Annotated in this window: 16 protein-coding genes and 1 pseudogene; 5 read left to right on the forward strand and 12 right to left on the reverse strand. The window is 27.0% G+C overall.

What is annotated here, in order from left to right; genetic code table 11:
- Window positions 1-371 (forward strand): annotated as a pseudogene (locus QZ321_RS10005) (hypothetical protein); the annotation flags it as partial.
- Between the two features lie 143 nt (window positions 372-514).
- On the opposite strand, the gene QZ321_RS10010 reads toward QZ321_RS10005, so the two are convergent.
- Entirely contained in the window at window positions 515-2,119 is a 1,605-nt protein-coding gene (locus QZ321_RS10010) for a family 20 glycosylhydrolase (protein ID WP_291742037.1), read from the reverse strand.
- A 181-nt stretch (window positions 2,120-2,300) separates the two neighbouring features.
- On the opposite strand from QZ321_RS10010, the gene QZ321_RS10015 reads away from it, so the two are divergent.
- Both QZ321_RS10015 and QZ321_RS10020 read left to right on the forward strand, forming a co-directional pair.
- On the forward strand, window positions 2,301-2,966 hold the full coding sequence (locus tag QZ321_RS10015; protein WP_291742039.1) for a Crp/Fnr family transcriptional regulator: 666 nt from the start codon (window positions 2,301-2,303) through the stop codon (window positions 2,964-2,966).
- A 25-nt stretch (window positions 2,967-2,991) separates the two neighbouring features.
- Window positions 2,992-4,692, forward strand: coding sequence for an FAD-dependent oxidoreductase (locus QZ321_RS10020; protein ID WP_291749477.1), 1,701 nt, complete (start codon window positions 2,992-2,994; stop codon window positions 4,690-4,692).
- Window positions 4,693-4,761: 69 nt separating this feature from the next.
- On the opposite strand, the gene QZ321_RS10025 is transcribed toward QZ321_RS10020, so the two are convergent.
- The 11 genes from QZ321_RS10025 to QZ321_RS10075 form a co-directional block, all read right to left on the reverse strand.
- Window positions 4,762-4,971: a hypothetical protein gene (locus QZ321_RS10025; protein ID WP_291749475.1), complete on the reverse strand. Its 210-nt coding sequence runs from the start codon at window positions 4,969-4,971 to the stop codon at window positions 4,762-4,764.
- A gap of 9 nt (window positions 4,972-4,980) precedes the next feature.
- On the reverse strand, window positions 4,981-5,520 hold the full coding sequence (locus tag QZ321_RS10030) for a GNAT family N-acetyltransferase (protein WP_366512952.1): 540 nt from the start codon (window positions 5,518-5,520) through the stop codon (window positions 4,981-4,983).
- A 158-nt stretch (window positions 5,521-5,678) separates the two neighbouring features.
- Window positions 5,679-6,455, reverse strand: coding sequence for a putative ABC transporter permease (locus QZ321_RS10035; protein WP_291749472.1), 777 nt, complete (start codon window positions 6,453-6,455; stop codon window positions 5,679-5,681).
- 92 nt (window positions 6,456-6,547) lie between these two features.
- Entirely contained in the window at window positions 6,548-8,056 is a 1,509-nt protein-coding gene (locus QZ321_RS10040) for a carboxypeptidase M32 (RefSeq protein WP_291749469.1), read from the reverse strand.
- Between the two features lie 168 nt (window positions 8,057-8,224).
- Window positions 8,225-9,853 (reverse strand): alpha-glucosidase, encoded by a 1,629-nt coding sequence (locus tag QZ321_RS10045; protein WP_291749466.1) that lies wholly within the window; start codon window positions 9,851-9,853, stop codon window positions 8,225-8,227.
- Between the two features lie 145 nt (window positions 9,854-9,998).
- Entirely contained in the window at window positions 9,999-10,862 is an 864-nt protein-coding gene (locus tag QZ321_RS10050) for an EamA family transporter (RefSeq protein WP_291749461.1), read from the reverse strand.
- 138 nt (window positions 10,863-11,000) lie between these two features.
- Complete coding sequence (locus QZ321_RS10055; RefSeq protein WP_291749458.1) at window positions 11,001-12,644, reverse strand: GH3 auxin-responsive promoter family protein; 1,644 nt, start codon at window positions 12,642-12,644, stop codon at window positions 11,001-11,003.
- A 109-nt stretch (window positions 12,645-12,753) separates the two neighbouring features.
- Entirely contained in the window at window positions 12,754-13,920 is a 1,167-nt protein-coding gene (nhaA, locus tag QZ321_RS10060) for a Na+/H+ antiporter NhaA (RefSeq protein WP_291749456.1), read from the reverse strand.
- 211 nt (window positions 13,921-14,131) lie between these two features.
- Window positions 14,132-16,063: a PTS fructose transporter subunit IIABC gene (locus QZ321_RS10065; RefSeq protein ID WP_291749452.1), complete on the reverse strand. Its 1,932-nt coding sequence runs from the start codon at window positions 16,061-16,063 to the stop codon at window positions 14,132-14,134.
- A gap of 21 nt (window positions 16,064-16,084) precedes the next feature.
- Window positions 16,085-16,990 (reverse strand): 1-phosphofructokinase, encoded by a 906-nt coding sequence (gene pfkB, locus QZ321_RS10070; RefSeq protein ID WP_291749450.1) that lies wholly within the window; start codon window positions 16,988-16,990, stop codon window positions 16,085-16,087.
- Window positions 16,987-17,742 (reverse strand): DeoR/GlpR family DNA-binding transcription regulator, encoded by a 756-nt coding sequence (locus tag QZ321_RS10075; RefSeq protein WP_291749447.1) that lies wholly within the window; start codon window positions 17,740-17,742, stop codon window positions 16,987-16,989. The genes pfkB and QZ321_RS10075 overlap by 4 nt, the downstream gene beginning before the upstream one ends.
- A 240-nt stretch (window positions 17,743-17,982) precedes the next feature.
- Here QZ321_RS10075 and QZ321_RS10080 point away from each other — a divergent pair, with 240 nt between their 5' ends.
- Both QZ321_RS10080 and QZ321_RS10085 read left to right on the forward strand, forming a co-directional pair.
- The gene (locus QZ321_RS10080) at window positions 17,983-18,414 is read left to right on the forward strand and encodes a MarR family winged helix-turn-helix transcriptional regulator (RefSeq protein WP_291742095.1); all 432 of its coding nucleotides are present in this window, start codon (window positions 17,983-17,985) and stop codon (window positions 18,412-18,414) included.
- Window positions 18,415-18,434: 20 nt separating this feature from the next.
- Complete coding sequence (locus QZ321_RS10085) at window positions 18,435-19,808, forward strand: MATE family efflux transporter (RefSeq protein ID WP_291749442.1); 1,374 nt, start codon at window positions 18,435-18,437, stop codon at window positions 19,806-19,808.
- The last annotated feature ends 19 nt before the right edge of the window (window positions 19,809-19,827 follow it).

The following is a 19,827-nucleotide window of genomic DNA, read 5'->3' on the forward strand; positions in this document are numbered from 1 at the left end:
TAAATAAACCTACTGACACTAAGCCTTCTTCTCCAAGTGAAGGTAATACTAACGTAAATAAACCTACTGACACTAAGCCTTCTTCTCCAAGTGAAGGTAATACTAACGTGAATAAACCTACTGACATTAAACCTTCTTCTCCAAGTGAAGGTAATACTAATGTAAATAAACCTACTGGCACTAAGCCTTCTTCTCCAAGCGAAGAAAACACTAATGTAGATAAAACTTCTGATACTTCTACTTCAAATGAAGTAAATGATAATTTAAATAAAGCTTCTGATACTAAAAACTCTGAAATTACTAGTCAAACTAATGATGATAAAGTTGATACAGATAATAATGAATTAGAAAAAATTGAAGAAAATCTATAAAAAATAATAAGTAAGCTTTATTAAAATAAATTTTATAAGTATATTAATAAAAACCTTATATAATTAAAAGGCTCTATATCATATTAAATTAAAAACTTTTAATATGATATAGAGCCTTAATTATTACAACTATAATTTAATTCCTATTCTTCTGTCCACTTATAATAATTTACACCTTCATTTATTAATCTATCCTCTTGGGCTGATAACCTTGCTTTATAATCTTCCCAGTTTCTTTTATCTTTAGGTGTCCATCCTATTTCAGCATATCCAATTAATCTTGGATATATCATATAATCCATTTGATCTTGTGTTGAAATTGTTTCTGTCCATAAAGGTGCTTCTAATCCTAAAACTAATTTTTTAGGTGCATAATCCGTTGGATCCCATTTATAAGCTACATCTACAGGAATATATCCTGCCCAATCAAGACCATAAGGTGTTTCTTCATTATACTTCATATCTAAATAAGTTTTACTTGAAATTGATACAAGTATTTTCATATTCTTTTTAACAGCTTCTTCATTTGAATCTTTCCAATTTTGAAGTATTACATCAGAACTTATTTCTGATGAGGTATCTATTGGATCCCAACCTATTGGTTTCTTATCATACTTTTGTGCAATTTTAGCTACTCTTCCAACAAAATAATCATAATCTTCTTTTTTAGTGTTAAGTGCTTCATCTCCACCTATTTGAAGATATTTTGATGGAGACATTTGAGAAACTTCTCTAAAAATATCATCTATAAACTCATAAGTCTTTTCATTATGAGCCATAAAAGAACTAAAGCCTACATTAGTTCCAGTATATAAATCTGATCTCTTACCATCTGGGTTTAAAAATCCATAGGAAGCTAATGCTGCATTTGTATGACCTGGCATATCAAACTCTGGAACTATTTCTACATATCTTTGCATTGCAAAATTTATTATATCTTTAAACTGTTCTTGTGTATAATATCCTCCTGGTCCTCCACCAACCTCTGTACTTCCACCTATAAGTGTTAATTCAGGATATTTTTTAATTTCTAAACGCCATCCTTGGTCGTCACTTAAATGTAAATGAACCATATTAATCTTATATTGAGCTGCTAAGTCTATTTGTCTTTTTATCTCATCAACAGTAAAAAAGTGTCTTGCAACATCTATCATTAATCCTCTATAACTATATTCTGGTTTATCCTTAATTAAGGATGCTGGTATTATCCACTCAATATTCTCAACAACTTTATTACTATCAATTTCTGGAGGTAATATTTGTCTTAACGTCTGAACTCCTCTTGATATTCCTTCTGGCTTATATGCTATAATTTTAACACCTTTAGATGTTGTATCAATTTCGTATCCTTCATATCCTAAATTTTCACTTGAATTTATAGTTGTTAAATATATACTCCCATCGACTGGCTTATCACTCGTAATAATCTCTAAATCAAACCCTGTTGATGAGCTTAGCTTTTCTCTTATAAATTCTGCAACCCATCTAATTTGTTCAGTTTCCTCATCATTGCTACCTTTTATATAAATTGAACTATCTTTAGTTAATATAAATTTTCCTTCCTTACTTTGATAACTCATAGGCTTTGGAATAATTTTAATCCTTTCTTCGCTCCCCTCTTCATTAAAAACATCCATCTCATCATAAATAGCCCCAGTATATAAACTAAAACTTGCTATAAATATAAATATTAATCCAATTAATATTAATAGAGGAATTTTTATATTTCTATTAAATATATTTTTCATTTGTACACACCCTTTAAATTTATTATGTTTTATAAATTTTATTATTTGTCTTTATTCTTATCTTAATACAAAAGCATAATAATTTATTACATACTTTTATGTGACTAAATCACAAAATATATTCATATTAAATACATAATATATTGTATAAGATAAATTTTTTATTTATAGGAGAGACGATATGATTAATAACTCACAACTTTATATAAATCAGCTTTATGAAGCATATCCAATTTTAGCTCAAATAGATGAAAATAATAATGGTATTATAACAGAAAGAGCTATATTTAAAGAACTTTTATCTGATGAATACTTAACAACACCTGAAGATGAATGTATAGGCTTTTTATTTGTTATAAGTGGAAATATAAAAATTCAAAAGATAAATAAAAAGGGTGATGAAACTAATCTTTACAATATTGAAAAAGGGCAATTATGTCATGAAGCACTGAGTTGCTTTATGAACTGTAATCCATTAAACATTGTAGGAAAAGCACTTCAAGATTCTAAAATATGTGTTATTCCATTTGCTATAGCTAATAAATACTTATTAAAAGATTATTTATTTTTACAGTATATATATAAAGATTTATATAGCAAATTTAAAATAATAATAAATGTAAAAGAAGAAATTAAACATGAATCATTAACAAATAGATTAGTTAAGTTACTTATAAGTAAAAAAAGTAAAAATATTTATTTAACTCATAACGATTTAGCATTTGAATTAGATTCGGCAAGAGAGGTTGTAAGTAGAAAACTAAAGGAACTAGAACAAAAAGGATATTTAAAATTAAGTAGAGGAAAAATACAAATAGAAAAAGATTTAAATGAAATTATAAATTAATATATTAAAAATGGGGTGTAATTGTATGAATAAGAGAATTTTAATTGTTGGAGGAGTTGCTGGTGGTGCATCAGCTGCTACAAGACTTAGGAGAAATAATGAAAAAGATGAAATTATAATGTTTGAAAAAGGTCCTCATGTATCATTTTCAAATTGTACCTTACCATATCATTTAAGTGGAACAATTCAAAGTGCAAATAGATTAGTTTTAATGAGTCCTGAAAAGTTTAAAGCTCAGTATAATATAGAAGCAAGAGTTAGCAGTGAAGTTTTATCTATAGACAAAGACAAAAAAGAAATTAAAGTTAAAAACTTATTAACTAATGAAATTTATACTGAAACTTACGACAAGCTTATTTTATCACCAGGGGCTAGACCTATTGTACCTAACATTCCCGGAATAGAAAACGTTAATATATTTACAATAAGAAATGTTGTAGATATTTCTAAACTAAATAAATTTATTCAGGATTTAAATGTAAAAGATGTAGCTGTAATAGGTGGTGGATATATTGGCGTTGAAGCTGCTGAAAATTTAATTGAAGGTGGATATAATACTTCATTAATAGAAGCAACTCCTCAAATTCTAAAGCCCTTTGATTATGATATGGTACAAATTCTTCACAAAGAAATGATGGATAATGGTGTTAATTTAATTGTTGATAATAAAGTTACTAAATTTGAAAAAGATACAGTAATATTATCTTCTGGAGACAAAATTAAAGCTACTGCTGTAGTAATGGCAATAGGGGTCTCCCCTGAAATAGAACTTGCCAAAAATGCAGGTCTTGAAATTGGTGAAACTGGCGCAATAAAGGTTGATAGTAACTACAAAACTAGTGATAATGATATTTATGCTATAGGAGATGCTATCGAAGTATATAATGCATTAACTCACAGACATACTAAACTCTCATTAGCAGGCCCAGCTCAAAAGGCAGCAAGGAGTGTAGCTGATAATATAAATGGAAAAATTACTACAAATAAAGGGTATATAGGTTCAAGTGCAATTAAAGTATTTAATTATAATGCTGCATCAACAGGATTAAATGAAGCCTTAATTAACTCATTAAATATGGATATAAAATATGACATAGTTAGAATTTCTACAAATGACAAGGTTGGAATTATGCCTAACTCTTCACCTATTCACTTTAAACTTATATTTGAAGTTCCAACTGGAAAAGTTTTAGGTGCTCAAGCTATAGGTAAAGGGGATGCTGTTAAAAGAATTGATGTAATTGCAACGGCTATTAAGTTTGGTGCTACCGTTGAGGATTTAAAAGACTTAGAACTATGTTATGCCCCACCATTTGGAACTGCTAAAGATGTGGTGAATTATGCTGGTTATGTTGCTTCAAATCTTTTAAGTAGGTCATTTAAACAAATAAATGTTGATAAAGTAAGGGATTTAGTTGAAAATGGAGCTTATATAATAGATGTAAGAGAAAGAATTGAATTTGAAAAAGGTCATATTAAAGGAGCTATTAATATTCCCTTAAGTCAATTAAGAGAAAGAATAAATGAAATTCCTAAGGATGAAACAGTTTATCTTCACTGTAGAACAGGTCAAAGAAGTTATAATGCTGTTTTAGCTCTTCAAAACTTAGGATATAGTAATGTAATAAATATAACTGGAAGCTTTTTAGACTTATCATTTTATGAAGCATATAATGATAAAGTTAAAAATAGAGAAAGTATACTAACAAATTATAATTTTAAATAAAAAACTTTAAGGGAGTTAGGTATAAATCCTACTCCCTTTGATTAATTTTATTAATCATTAAATAAATAATTAAGCATGAGATAACATTGGAAACATAATCTTTTCATTATCAAATATATTTTCTTTCTTACTCTTAATGTATAAAGCATTATCATCATCATTTATTAACTCTTTATTATACTCATAATTACTTATAGGGGTAAATCCTAATTTAACAATTTTAGTTTTCTCACCAATTAATGAATTAATAATATTATTTAAATCTATATTTTTATTCATAAATATATCTTAAATAAATAATTCTTCACTATCATATTCACAAATTGCTATTGATTTGTATTTTTCAATATAATAAATATTATCTTTTAAGAAATCTAAACAATAAAACATAATTAGGTTTTTATTTTCCTTAACATGAAGCTTTGAAATTTGAATACTATTACAAATTATTTCTTCTAACAGTTTCCTATCCTCATTGTAATCAATATATATTTTTCTAACTATTTCATTATCTTTTCTCTTATTAGTTTTTATAAAACATTGATACTCATAAAATCTCTTAAATCCAAACTTAGGATAAAAATCTAATACAGTATCATTTGCAAAAAGATATATGCAATCACATTTATTTTCCCACTCATCTAAAACCTTTTCCATGAGAAGTCTTGCTAAACCTTGATTTCTATATCTTTCATCAGTCATTACTGTTCCAATTTGAATAAATTTTTTCTCCTCTCCATCAATATTAATTTCCATAATATTGACAGATACATTAGCTACTACTTTATTATCGTCTAATAATGAATATGGTATATATTTATCTCCCAAATATCCTTCCTTATACCACTTTTTAAAATTAAAACCATAAGTTTTTTCTGTTAGTTTATTAAACTCTTATCTTAAATTTTCGTCTTCTCTGTAATTTTTTACATAACTATATTGCTTATTATTTATTAATACCTTTTCGCTCACCTTTTACTCCTTATTTACTCATCTTTATTATCTAACTCCTTGATTTCCCTCATTGCAGCTTCATATCTCTTTGCTCTTGCATTTGGGTTTCTTCTTAATATTTTTATAGAGCTTATATAAACTCTATTTTCAGCATTATTAATTCTTGACTCATATGCCTTTAGTCTAGATAAACATTCCGCAAATTCATCTTTTAACTTACTTGATTCATCCTTAATCCTTAATGATAACTTATCAATAATGCTATTTCTTTCAGTAAATCTAATCAATAAATCTTTCAAATCCATTGCTTCATTAAAGGATTGTACAGCATCAATTGTAATAAAAATAGTTATAATATATGAACTCACTTCTACTATAAAACTTGGAGTATTGTTAACTAAATTATCTATTGGTGGATTTACAACCTTAACTAATAGCAATGAAAAAACTCCCCAAGCTAAAGAACATAATAAACAAACATATCCATTAATATTAAATGGTTGCGAAGTATAATCCCAATATCTAACATGAAATAACTTTTCCATTAATGCTCCAGTTATATACTCTAATATAGTTGCAGAAATCATTCCTATAACAAATATTAATAAAATATTATTCTGAACCCTTAATGTAGAAATCAACACTACTATAGCACCCGTACCATAAATGGGTAAAAAAGGACCTTTTAAAAATCCTCTATTTACCCACTTATGACTCTTTAAAGATACATAACAAGATTCCCATATCCATCCCATAAAACAATAAATATAAAACACTATAAGCCATTGATGTATTGTATATATATTCATTTATTCCCCCCACTTATGAGCACTAATATCTTTAAAATAAAAAAACTTCAGAAAAATTATCTATAAAAAATCTTTTTCTGAAGTTAATTTATTTAATAATTATATATTTTCTTATACTTATTATCTAAATATTCAATAAAATATTTTGCTTGAAGTTCTTCTCCTGTAATTCTCTTTATTAAATCACTTGGGTCATAAAGATTTGCACATTCATGAACATTTTCTTTTAACCATTCATATACAGAATTTAAATCTCCCTTTTCTATTTCATCATATATATTAGGGATATCTTTAATCATTTCATTTAACAGTTGTGCTCCATAAAGATTTCCTAAAGCATAGCTTGGAAAATATCCAAAAGATCCATCTGACCAATGCATATCTTGAAGAACTCCAAGCTTATCACTTGGTGATTCTATTCCTAGATATTCCTTATATTTTTCATTCCAAACTCTAGGTAAATCAGCCACTTGAATTTTATCATTTATAAGTAATTTTTCTATTTCGTATCTTATAATTATATGAATACTATAAGTCAATTCATCTGCTTCTGTTCTTATTAATGAAGGTTCTACCTTATTTATAGCATTATAAAATTCCTCTTTCGTAACAGCTTCAAACTGATTTTTAAATATTTCTTTAGCTTCTTTATATAAATAGCTACAAAATGCTTTATTTCTTCCAATTATATTTTCATAAAATCTTGATTGAGATTCATGAATAGCCATAGATGCTGCAACATTTAATCCAGTACCTTCAAGATAATCTGGTATATTCTGCTCGTATATTCCATGTCCACCTTCATGTATTGCAGAAAACATTGCTGATGTAAAATCATTTAAATAATAATGATTTGTTATCCTAACATCTTTATTACTCATGTCTAAAGTATATGGGTGTTCAGTTTCATCCATTCTTCCTGATTTAAAATCAAATCCCATAGTTTTTAAAATCTTAATACAAAATCTTTTTTGATCTTCTATAGGAAATTCTTTTCCGTAAAAAACATTAGATATTTCTACTTTGCTATTATTTATCTTTTTTAATATTGTAACAATTCCATCTCTTAATTCATCAAAAACTTTATCTAATTTTTCCACAGTAAGTCCTGCTTCATAATCATCTAGTAAAGCATTATACTTATTTCCTTTATATCCCTTATATTTTATTGACTTCTTTGTAAGCTCTACTATCTTTTCTAAATCAGGCTTAAATATTTCAAAATTATCTTCATTTTTAGCCTTTTCCCAAGATAATTGACCTCTAGAAGCTGCTAATGAAAACTCTTTTATAAATTCTTCTGGAAATATCTTTTCTTTTTCATAATTCTTTTTAAGTTCATGTAACATTCTTTTATGAACAAAATCTAATTTATCTTCATTTTTTTCAAAAAACTTAATAAAGTTATGAATTTCCTTTGAAACAGATAAATTATGTGATTGCATTTGCATAAAAGACATTGTTTCTGCTCTATGTTCTGCCACGTTTTCTGGCATTCCTGTAGTCATATCCCAATACATAAGACTTCCTACATTTTTATAATGATTAATAATTTTTAAATAATCTGAAAGCTCATCTAACTTTTTCTTTATTTTATCCAAAAAATTAGCCCCCATTTCTATATTTTCTATTTATTTAATTATATACTTTATTTTTATTTAAATGAATTCTTGATTATTATTTACTTCTATATATAATTAATATATAAAAATTACCTCCAAAGTCAATTTAAAATACTAATTGACTTTGGAGGTATCTATAAAAAAATCTTATTTAACTCTAAACATTATAGCTTCATATGGTCTTAAGTTTAATTTTGCAGTTAATAAACTTGAATCTTCATAGTTACTTAATAAGATTTCAGAACTATCAAAATTATCATCAAAATCGAAAGTAACTTCTTTATCATAGAAATTACAAACTACTAATATCTTATCTCCATTTAACTCTCTAGTGTAAGCAAAAATATTTTTATCTTCAGGACATAATAAAGTATAATCACCATAAATTATAGTATCATTATTCTTTCTTATGTTTATTAACTTTCTATAATGATGGAAAATTGAATTTTCATCTTCTAAACATTGTTTTGCATTTATTTCATTATAGTTTTTATTAATAGCAAGCCATGGAGTTCCTGTTGTAAATCCAGCATTTTCAGAGTCATTCCATTGCATTGGAGTTCTTGCATTATCTCTTCCTTTTACATAAATAGACTCCATTATTTCATCATGAGTATATCCCTTTGATATTCTGTCTTTATACATATTTAAACTTTCAATATCATTATACTCATCAATACTTTCAAATCTTACATTAGTCATTCCAAGTTCTTCACCTTGATAAATGTAAGGAGTTCCTTTCATTCCATGAAGAAGAGTTGCAAGCATTTTTGCACTTAAAACTCTATATTCCTTATCATTTCCCCATCTTGAAACTATTCTTGGTAAATCATGATTGTTCCAGAAAAGACTGTTCCAACCTTGGCCTTCAAGTTCAGTTTGCCACTTAGACAAAATATTTTTTAAATCAAGTAAATTTAATGTCTTTAAATCCCACTTTTCTTTCCCTTCAACTTGGTCTAATCCTATATGCTCAAATTGGAATACCATGCTTAATTCATTTCTTTCTGGATTTGAATAAAGCTTAGCTACTTCAGGAGTTGCCCCCCATGTTTCTCCAACAGTTAATAAATTTTTACCTTCTAATGCAGCTTTGTTCATTTCTTGTAAGTATTCATGTAATTTAGGTCCATTACCTGTTATTCTTTCATCTGGAACTTTACCAATTAAATCAATAACGTCCATTCTAAATCCGCCAATACCTTTATCAACCCAGAAATTCATCATTTTATAAACTTCATTTCTAACCTTTTCATTTTCCCAGTTTAAATCAGGTTGTTTCTTACTAAATAAGTGTAAATAATATTGATTTGTTGTTTCATCATATTGCCAAGCACTTCCACTAAATGTTGAGCCTAAATCATTAGGTTCATGCCCATCAACAGCATCTCTCCATATATAATAATCCCTATATTCATTATCCTTAGACTTTTTAGCTTCAATAAACCATTTATGTTCATCAGAAGTATGGTTAACAACTAAATCCATAAGAATTTTAATTCCTCTTTCATTAGCTTCCTTTAAAAGATTGTCCATATCTTCCATTGACCCAAATTCATCCATGATATCACAGTAATCACTTATATCATATCCATTATCATCATTTGGAGACTTATATACAGGACTAAGCCAAATAACATCTATTCCAAGCTCTTTTAAATAATCTAATTTTTCTCTTATACCATTAATGTCACCTATTCCATCACCATTACTATCATTAAAGCTTCTTGGGTATATTTGATATACTACTGAGCTATGCCACCATTGTCTTTCCATATTTGTTACCTCCACATTATAAAACTCAATTTATCTTTTTATTATAATTAATTACTTTATAATGTGATTATACATAATCTTATACCTTGTTTACTTGCAAAATATAGGCTTTTTTAACACAATAATGCTATTTTTTATTAAATATCTAAAATTTTATTAGTAATATTAATGTTCCAACTGTAATTAAAGTTAAACCTACTAGAGATTTTCTTGATAATTTTTCTTTTAAAAATATATAAGCAAACAATACAGTTATTAAAATACTAAGTTTATCTATTGGCACAACTATAGATGCTAGCCCATCTTGTAAGGCTTTATAATAACAAAGCCATGATGCTCCTGTCGCTATACCAGATAAAATTATATACCATAAGCTTCTTTTATCTATATTTTTAATTTCTTTATGCTTTTTAGTAATAAAAACAATACTCCATGCCATAATAAGTACAACTACAGTTCTTATTGCCGTGCCTAAATTTGATTCTACATTTTCTATTCCTACTTTTCCTAATATAGATGTTAACGAAGCAAATATAGCGGATAATAAAGCATATATTATCCAAGCCTTACCTTTAACTACTTTGTTACTTTTCATTTTCTGAATCATTAAATAAGTTCCTATAGCAATTCCTATCACTCCAATTATCATATTTATTGTTATATCTTCACCTAAGAAAATAAAAGCTAAAATCATTGTTAAAATTGTACTGCTTTTATCAATGGGAACTACCTTATTAACATCTCCTAATTGAAGCGCTTTAAAATAACAAATCCACGAAGCTCCAGTTGATAAACCAGATAAAATTAAAAATAAAAATGTTTTTTGATTAATATCTGTTAGTGTATTTTGTGAATCAACAATAAATACCATTAACCAAGAAAAAATTAAAACTATAATAGTTCTTATAGCTGTAGCTAAATTTGAATCTACGTCTTTAATTCCTATCTTAGCTAAAATTGATGTTACTCCTGCAAAAAATGCCGATCCTAATGCGTATAATACCCACATAAATAATTATTCCTCTCATTTTAAAAATCTCTTTATTATTATCTTATTATATATAAACTCCAGCTTTTTTTAAATAAAACTTAATTGTATTCTATAACAGGAATTATATTAACCTGTTTATAGAATACAATTTATAAATTACTTAATATTATCATTTAATATATTTAAAATATCCTTTTTATTAGTTATTACTCTTGGAATTTTAATTTGACTTTTAGAAACTCCTTTTGATATTAAATATCTCTTTATAACATCAAATGTATTTCTTCTAACTATATTAATACTTAAACATGCTAATCTATTATTGTTTCTAAATCTTCCATATGCTAAATTTGCTTTTTGTAACTCTTTATCTAAGGTATCTTCTATAAATTTAATTTTATTACTTGATACCTCTTCATTAAACTCTAAATAAAAAATATATCTTCCTGGTGTTATACTATTATCCTCTAAAGTTGTATAATCAACTAAGGATAAATTTAATTTTTTTATAGTTTTACTAATAGCCTCTCTTAAATGATCTTCGGTTGTTTTTTCTGAAACCATATTAAGGGCTTGATTTTTTCTATATAAAAACTCTATTTCTGGCGAATTATTATAATAATCAACTACCTTAACAACATCACCTAATCTATATCTATAAAATCCAGCATAGGTAGTTATTATAATCTCATATTTTTCTCCTACCTTTAACTCATCTATACAATAAGTTTTAGGATTTTCCTTATTACTTTCTTTTATTGGAATAAATTCATAAAATGCAGTATCTGGTATTATTACATATCTTATTTTAGATATATATGGATTAATTCCTATCATTGCTTCGGTTGAAGCATATGCTGGAGAATATATTGGTAAAGATCCAGTATAATAATTAACCATATCATCATATATAGAAAAATTAGCTCCTGTTACAGATGCACTATAAATTAATTTAGGCCATATTCTTTTACATATTCCTTCAAAACCCTTAGAAAACTCTAACTCTATTTTATCTGCCCTTCCTGCATTTGGTTTTAAACATTTATTTAATTTTTTTCTTGTTTCTTCATCAATATTTAAATTTCTATTTATACTTCCTCTTCTAATATCTCTAACTAATGACTCTGAATTATCTTCTAATGTTCTTAATGCATCTAAAACATTTGATATAAAAACACCACTTATATAACTTAAATTTTTATCCTCAAGTGCAAATAATAAGTGTAAATATAATGCTGTATTTTTATCTTTAATTTTCATTACTTCATATGGTGAAGTATATATTTTAGGAAGTATAACTTTAATAGAATCCATTCCTCCCGATGTTGCTGAACATATAGGTACTCCACCTTGTAAATAAGTTGTCATAACAGTATCAGCTAACATTAAGCCTCTTCCATAATTCCATTTATTTTTTAAATTGTTATATGCAAATCTCTCAATTAATAGTGCCATATACTTACTACCAACTTTTCTTGATTTTTTAGTAACTGGAACTAGTTTTTGTTTACCTGTTGTTCCTGATGTATGTCCAAAAAATTCAACATCATCAGTAATTAAAATATTTTTATCTCCCTTTAGCATTTCATTTATATATCTCTCATAATCTAAATAATCTGTAATTGGTACATTTAATTTAAATTTATCTACAGATTTTATTGAATTAAAATCATATTTTTTTCCATACTTAGAAGTACTATTTTTATTTAATATTTTAAATAATACTTCTTCATTTATATACCTTGAATTTAAAGTATACTCATTAAACCTTTTTTCTACTAATCCTCCTACTGAAATCATAGTAAAATATAAAACTTTACTTATTATACTCGTAATAAAGCACTTCCTATATATTTCTGTCGTAAGTAATATATGAAAGTGCTTTATAAATTGATTATTATATTCTTAACTAATTTTTATGCTGTATTCTTTCACCTATAGAAGTTAATATAGTAGCTAATATTATAGATATAACTGCTGCAATTAATACTGATATTTTTGATACACTAAGTTCAACTTCTGAACCACCAAAAGCAATCTCTGATACAAATAAAGACATTGTAAATCCTATACCAGCTAAAATAGATACTTCTAAAACATCATACCAAGATGTATCTTGTGGCTTTTTAGTTAATCCAATTAAGTTTCCTATGTATCCAAATAACATTATTCCTAATGGTTTTCCAACAACTAACCCTAAAATTATTCCTATCATTAAAGGATAATCTTTTGCTAAGTTTAAGTTTCCCCCCAAACGTATTCCAGTATTTGCAAAAGCAAATAAAGGCAATATTATATAATTAGAAAATGGCTCTAATTTATGCTCAATTTTATAACTTAAATCTCTTTCTCTATCTTTCTCATGTAATACTGGAATACTAAAAGCTAAAATTACTCCACTTAGTGTTGCATGAATTCCACTATAAAATACCGTTACCCATAAGAAAAATCCTAATATTAAGTATGGATATAATTTATTTCTTTTATTAAAAAATCTAACAGAAAATAAAATTGCCATTAAAACTAAAGAAGCAATTATTCCTGAAATTCTAATGTGAGAAGAATAAAAAACTCCTATTATAATTATAGATAATAAATCATCTACAACTGCTAAAGTAAGCAAAAATAATTTTAAAGAAAAATTAAGTCTAGTTTCTAATATTGAAAAAATACCTATGGCAAAAGCTATATCTGTAGATAACGGAATTCCTGCACCAATTTCAAATCCACTTCTATAATTAAAAAGTGTAAATATTAAAGCTGGAGCAACCATTCCTCCAACAGCTGCTAAAACAGGAAATGAAGCTTGCCTTACACTTGAAAGCTTACCATATACAAGTTCTCTTTTAATTTCACATCCTACAACTAAGAAAAATATCGCCATTAAAAAATCATTAATAATTAAATGTAAATTAAATTCTTCACCAAATTTTAAATCATATAATATATAATTATAAAATTTATCTAATGGCGTATTTGCTAAAACTAATGCTAGTACTGTAGTTGATAATAATAATATCCCTGGAAATGCTTCTGAGCTTAATATACTTTTTTTATTACTTTTGTTTTCTTTCATAACTGTACTCCCATTAAAAACTTATTTTTCTTTTCTATAATATTTTGTACAGTTATAATTCTTATTATTCTACATATAATATCCTAATAAACTCATATAATTCAGTTTTTTACAAAAAAATATTACTAGAAGAAAAAGCTTCTAGTAATATTTTTAACTTATAAAAATTTAAAATAATTTAATTATTGAATTTTATTTTTTATTTTCAAAATTATTGTGATACTTTCTTCTTTAATAATGCTAACATTGCCATTCCAACAACAGAACCTACTACAACTGCACCTAAAAACCCAAGCGGATTTCCTATTACTGGTAATACAAATATTCCACCATGAGGAGCTCTTAATTCACAATTAAATAACATTGTAAGTGCCCCAGCTGTTGCAGAACCTATAACACAAGAAGGTATAACTCTTAATGGATCTGCTGCTGCAAAAGGAATTGCACCTTCTGTTATAAATGATAATCCCATAATGTAATTTGTAAGTGCTGATTGTCTTTCTCTATTTGTAAATTTATTTTTAAAGAATGTTGATGCTAAAGCTATTGCAAGTGGTGGAACCATCCCACCAGCCATTACGGCTGCCATTACCTCAAAGTTACCTGATGCAAGTGATGCTGTACCAAATACATAAGCTGCTTTATTGAAAGGACCACCCATGTCAATTGACATCATACCAGCAACAATAATTCCCAATAATACTTTGCTTGTTCCACCCATAGAATTAAGAAAATGAGTAATTGCTTCATTTATTCCACCAAAGAATGGATTTACAAGTATCATTATTAATCCAATTAATCCAATACCAAAGAAAGGATATAATAATGTTGGTTTTAAACCATCTAATGCTTGTGGTAATTTATCAAATATCTTCTTTAATCCTAATACTAAATAACCACCTAAGAAACCTGCAAATAATGCTCCTAAAAATCCTCCACTAATAACTGATACTGATGAATCAAAAGCACTTGCATAAGTTGTTCCTAAATTAGCTAACATACCTCCAACAAACCCAACAGCAAGAGCAGGTCTATCTGCAATACTCATTGAAATATACCCTGCAAGTACTGGTAGCATAAATCCAAATGCAGTTTCACCTATAGTTTTTATTAATGCTGCTAATGGAGTATTTTTACCAAAATTAGCTGGATTAATATTATAATCATCTAATAAAAATGCTAAAGCAATTAATATACCTCCACCTATTACAAATGGTAACATATGAGATACACCATTCATTAAATGCTTATAAATTTGTCTTCCAAATCCCTCTTTTTCATCTGTTGAAGAGCTTTTATTATCACTTCCACCTGCATGATGATAAATTGATGCTTCTCCATTAGTAGCTCTATTTAATAATTCCTCTGTTTTATGTATTCCATTTGCAACTTTAGTTTGAATTACTCTTTTTCCATCAAATCTAGCCATTTCAACTTTTTTATCAGCAGCAACTATTATACATTCTGCGTTAGCTATTTCTTCATCAGTTAAAACATTTTTAGCCCCACCTGAACCATTAGTTTCAACCTTTATTGTAATTCCCATATCCTTAGCTTTATTTTCTAATGCTTCTGCTGCCATAAATGTATGTGCTATCCCTGTTGGACATGCAGTAACTGCTAATACTCTATATCCATTAGATTGTGATTTTTGTGCTTCTTGCTTATCATTTTCAGCTTTTAACTTATCATTTTCTTTAGAATCAATAAGTGATAAAAATTCATCAACACTTTTAGCATTTATAAGTTTATCCTTAAAATCAACATCCATTAACATCATTGATAATCTTGCTAATACATCTAAATGAAGATTATTTTCTCCCTCTGGTGCTGCTATCATAAAGAAAAGTTTTGCAGGTTCACCATCTAATGAATCATAATCTACACCATTTGTAAGTACCATTGCACTAAGTCCAGCTTCCTTTACAGCACTTGTCTTAGCATGTGGAATTGCTATATTATCCCCAATTCCTGTTGTACTTAAACTTTCTCTATCTAAAACAGCTTTTTTATATGCTTCTTTATCTCTTAATCTTCCTGTAGCATCCATTAAGTTAACTAATTTATCTATTGCTTCTTGTTTTGATTCTATCTTAGGATTAAGTGCTATACCATTTTTCTTTAATAAATCAGTAATTTTCACTTTATATTCCTCCTTAAAATTTTAATTTACTTGCTTTAATAATTCATAAACATATTCCTTAGTTGCCAATCCTTCTGAAAAAGCAGAGGCACTGCCTGTTGCTACCCCTAATTTAAATCCTTCTTCAATATTTTTTGAATTTAAATATCCTGCAATAAATCCTGCTACCATTGAATCTCCTGCTCCAACAGAATTCTTAACTAGTCCCTTTGGTACATTACTTTTTGTAACTTCTCCATCTTCATTTATTAATATAGCTCCATCACCAGCCATAGATATAATTACATTTTGTGCCCCCATATCTTTAAGCTTCTTTGCATACTTAATTATTTCTTCCTTATCTTTAAGTTTTACTCCAAATAATTCTCCAAGTTCATGATGATTTGGCTTTATTAAAAATGGGTTATATTTTAATATCTTTAATAATGATTCTCCAGTTGTATCAACTATAAACTTAATATTCTTTTCTTTAAGCCTACTCATTATTCTTTCATAAGTATCACTTGGCATTGTTTTTGGAATACTACCTGCTAAAACTAATATATCTCCACTTACTAACTTATCTAATTTTTCATAAAGTTCTTCTAATGCTTCCTTTGATATAGAAGGACCACCACCATTTATTTCACTTTCAACATCGGCTTTTATTTTTACATTTATTCTAGAAATACCTTCCTTTAATTTAATAAAATCAGTATCACATCCAAGCTCCCTAACTCTCTTTTCTATTTCATCTCCAGTAAAACCAGCTATAAATCCTAATGCCTTGCTCTTAACCTCTAAATTATTTAATACTATTGATACATTAATGCCTTTTCCACCAGCATAAACAAATTCATTATCAGTCCTATTAACATGACCTAAATTAAATTGGTCCATCTTAACAATATAATCTAATGCTGGATTAAATGTAATTGTGTATATCATAAAATATCTACCTCCAAAATTTCTGCTTTATTCCTATACTTATAGTTATCTAATTTTGTAGTTATTATTTCAGCATCTTGAATATCTGCAAAAGTTATTGAACTTATTTCATCAAATTTAGATTTATCACATAAAACATATCTTTTTTTACTTCTAATAAGTGCCTCTTCCTTTACCATTGCTTCCTTAATATCTGGAGTGCTAAATCCTCTTTCTAAATCAACTCCATTTGCTCCAAAAAAACCTTTTGTAAAATTATATTTTCTTAAACTTTTTACAGTTTCTGCTCCTACTATAGCTTCTGTTGAAAGCTTTAATTCTCCACCTAATATATAAGTAGTACAATTCTTCTTTATTAAATTTCTTGCATGTACAATTCCATTTGTCACAAAAATTGCTTTTGTATTATTAATAAAATTAATCATAAGCTCCGTAGTGGTCCCTGCATCTAAATATACTAAATCATTATCTTTTATTAATGATGCTGCATATTTTGCAATTTTAAATTTTTCTTCCATATTTAAAGATTTTCTATTTTCAACAATATCATCTAATGTATTTATACTTATATCCTTTAATGCTGTAGCTCCTCCATGAACCTTTTTTAATAATCCTGCCTTATCAAGAGCAATCAAATCTCTTCTAATAGTTGACTCAGATGTATTTAAATATTTTACTAAATCATTTAAATATACTACAGATTCATTTTTTACTTTTTCTAAAATTAACTTATGTCTTTCTTCTGACAACATTTACACCACTTCCTTGACTTCATAATACTCCAATTTCATTCATAAGTCAATGATTTTTATTGAATTTCATTCAGAAATATTCATATTCATTCATTTTCATTCACACAACTCTATTTACAAAAGATAGTTGCAATCACAACTTTTTAGTTGCATCCGCAACTATATTGCAGTATAATGTATTAAGAAATTTATAATTTTATTAAATTTAAAAAATTTATATTCTAAGAAAGGATTTTTAAAATGAACCCTAATAACGAATATTTAGGTAAATATATTTCTCTTATTTATAGACAAGCTAATGCTTTTTTTACAAAAGAATTTAGTAAATTTGGATTTGGTAGTGGACAATATATGTTTATGATTCATTTATATAAGAATGATGGAATAAGTCAAGAAGAATTATCTGAATCAATAAATATTGATAAAGGTACAACAGCTAAGGCAATAAAAAAATTAGAAGAATTAAATTTCATAACTCGCTCTAAGGACGAAAAAGATAAAAGAGTTAATAGAATTTATTTAACTGCTAAAGCCATTAATATTAAAGATGATTTTTTTAAAGTTTTATCTCAATGGGAAAATATACTTACTAGTGAATTAAATCACGAAGAAATAACTAATGGATTGAATATATTAAATAAAATTTCACAAAATTTAATAAATAATACTTAAATTATAGGAGGACTTAAAATATGAAACATCAAAATCAACTAGGCGAAGAATCTATTGGAAAGTTATTATTAAAGTACTCTATTCCCGCAATAATTGGTATGATGGTTAATGCATTATATAATATTGTAGATAGAATGTTTATTGGGCGTATACCTAATGTTGGTACTCTTGCTTTAACAGGTGTAGGAATAACAATGCCAATAATGTCTATTCTTTTAGCCTTTGGCATGCTTATTGGAATTGGATCAACTGCAAATATTTCATTAAACCTTGGGCGTGGCAGAAGAGATGATGCTGAAAAGCTAATTGGTAGTGCATTAACTTTAAGTTTAATAGTAGGAATTTCAATAACTATTATTGCTTTTATATTTCTAAATCCAATATTAAATATTTTTGGAGCTAGTGAAAATTCTTTATTTTATGCTAAGCAATACATTACTATAATTTTGGCTGGGTGTACTTTTAATATTCTTTCTTTTGCCTTAAATAGTACAGTAAGAGCAGATGGCAATCCTAAACTGGCATCTATCACCATGGTTATAGGATGTGCTACTAATATATTATTAGATTATTTATTTGTTTTTGTATTAAATATGGGAATAAGAGGAGCTGCTTTTGCAACTGTAATTTCTCAAGCACTTACATTCTTTATAATTCTTTATTACTATACTAAAGGAAATTCTAATTTAAAATTAAAACTAGAAAATATGAAATTAAAGAAACATTTAGTTATGATGACTTTTGCTATTGGAGTGGCTCCATTTGCAACTCAAATTGCAAATAGTCTAGTTCAAGTTGTAGCTAATAATTCTTTAAAAACTTATGGTAATGATTTATCTATAGGTGCTATGGCTATAATAAGTTCTATTAGTATGGTATTTATGATGCCTATATTTGGTATAAATCAAGGTTGTCAACCTATTATTGGATTTAATTATGGAGCTAAAAAGTTTGATAGAGCTAAAAAAACTTTTTCAATAGCTACAATTGCAGCTACAGTTATTTGTACAATTGGTGGAATTTTAATTCAAACATTCCCTGAATTTGCAATAAGTTTATTTAATAACGATCCTGAACTTACTGTTGTGGCTACAAAGGGAGTTAGAATGTATTTATTAATGATGCCTATAGTTGGAATAAACATTGTTGCAACAAGCTATTTCCAGTCAGTAGGTAAAGCTAAAATGTCTATGTTTGTTAGCTTACTTAGACAAGTTATATTACTAATTCCATTTACCTTAATATTACCTCTATTTATTGGATTAAACGGAGTATGGGCTGCTGGTGCTTGTGCTGACTTCTTATCAGTTGTAATAACACTAGTGTTAATTTATAGAGAATTTAAATCTTTAAACTCTCTACATCAAGAAAAAACTATGAAAAAAGCATTATAATTATTAAAATAAAAAGCTT

Source organism: uncultured Clostridium sp. (assembly GCF_910588715.1).
Classification (GTDB): domain Bacteria; phylum Bacillota; class Clostridia; order Clostridiales; family Clostridiaceae; genus Clostridium.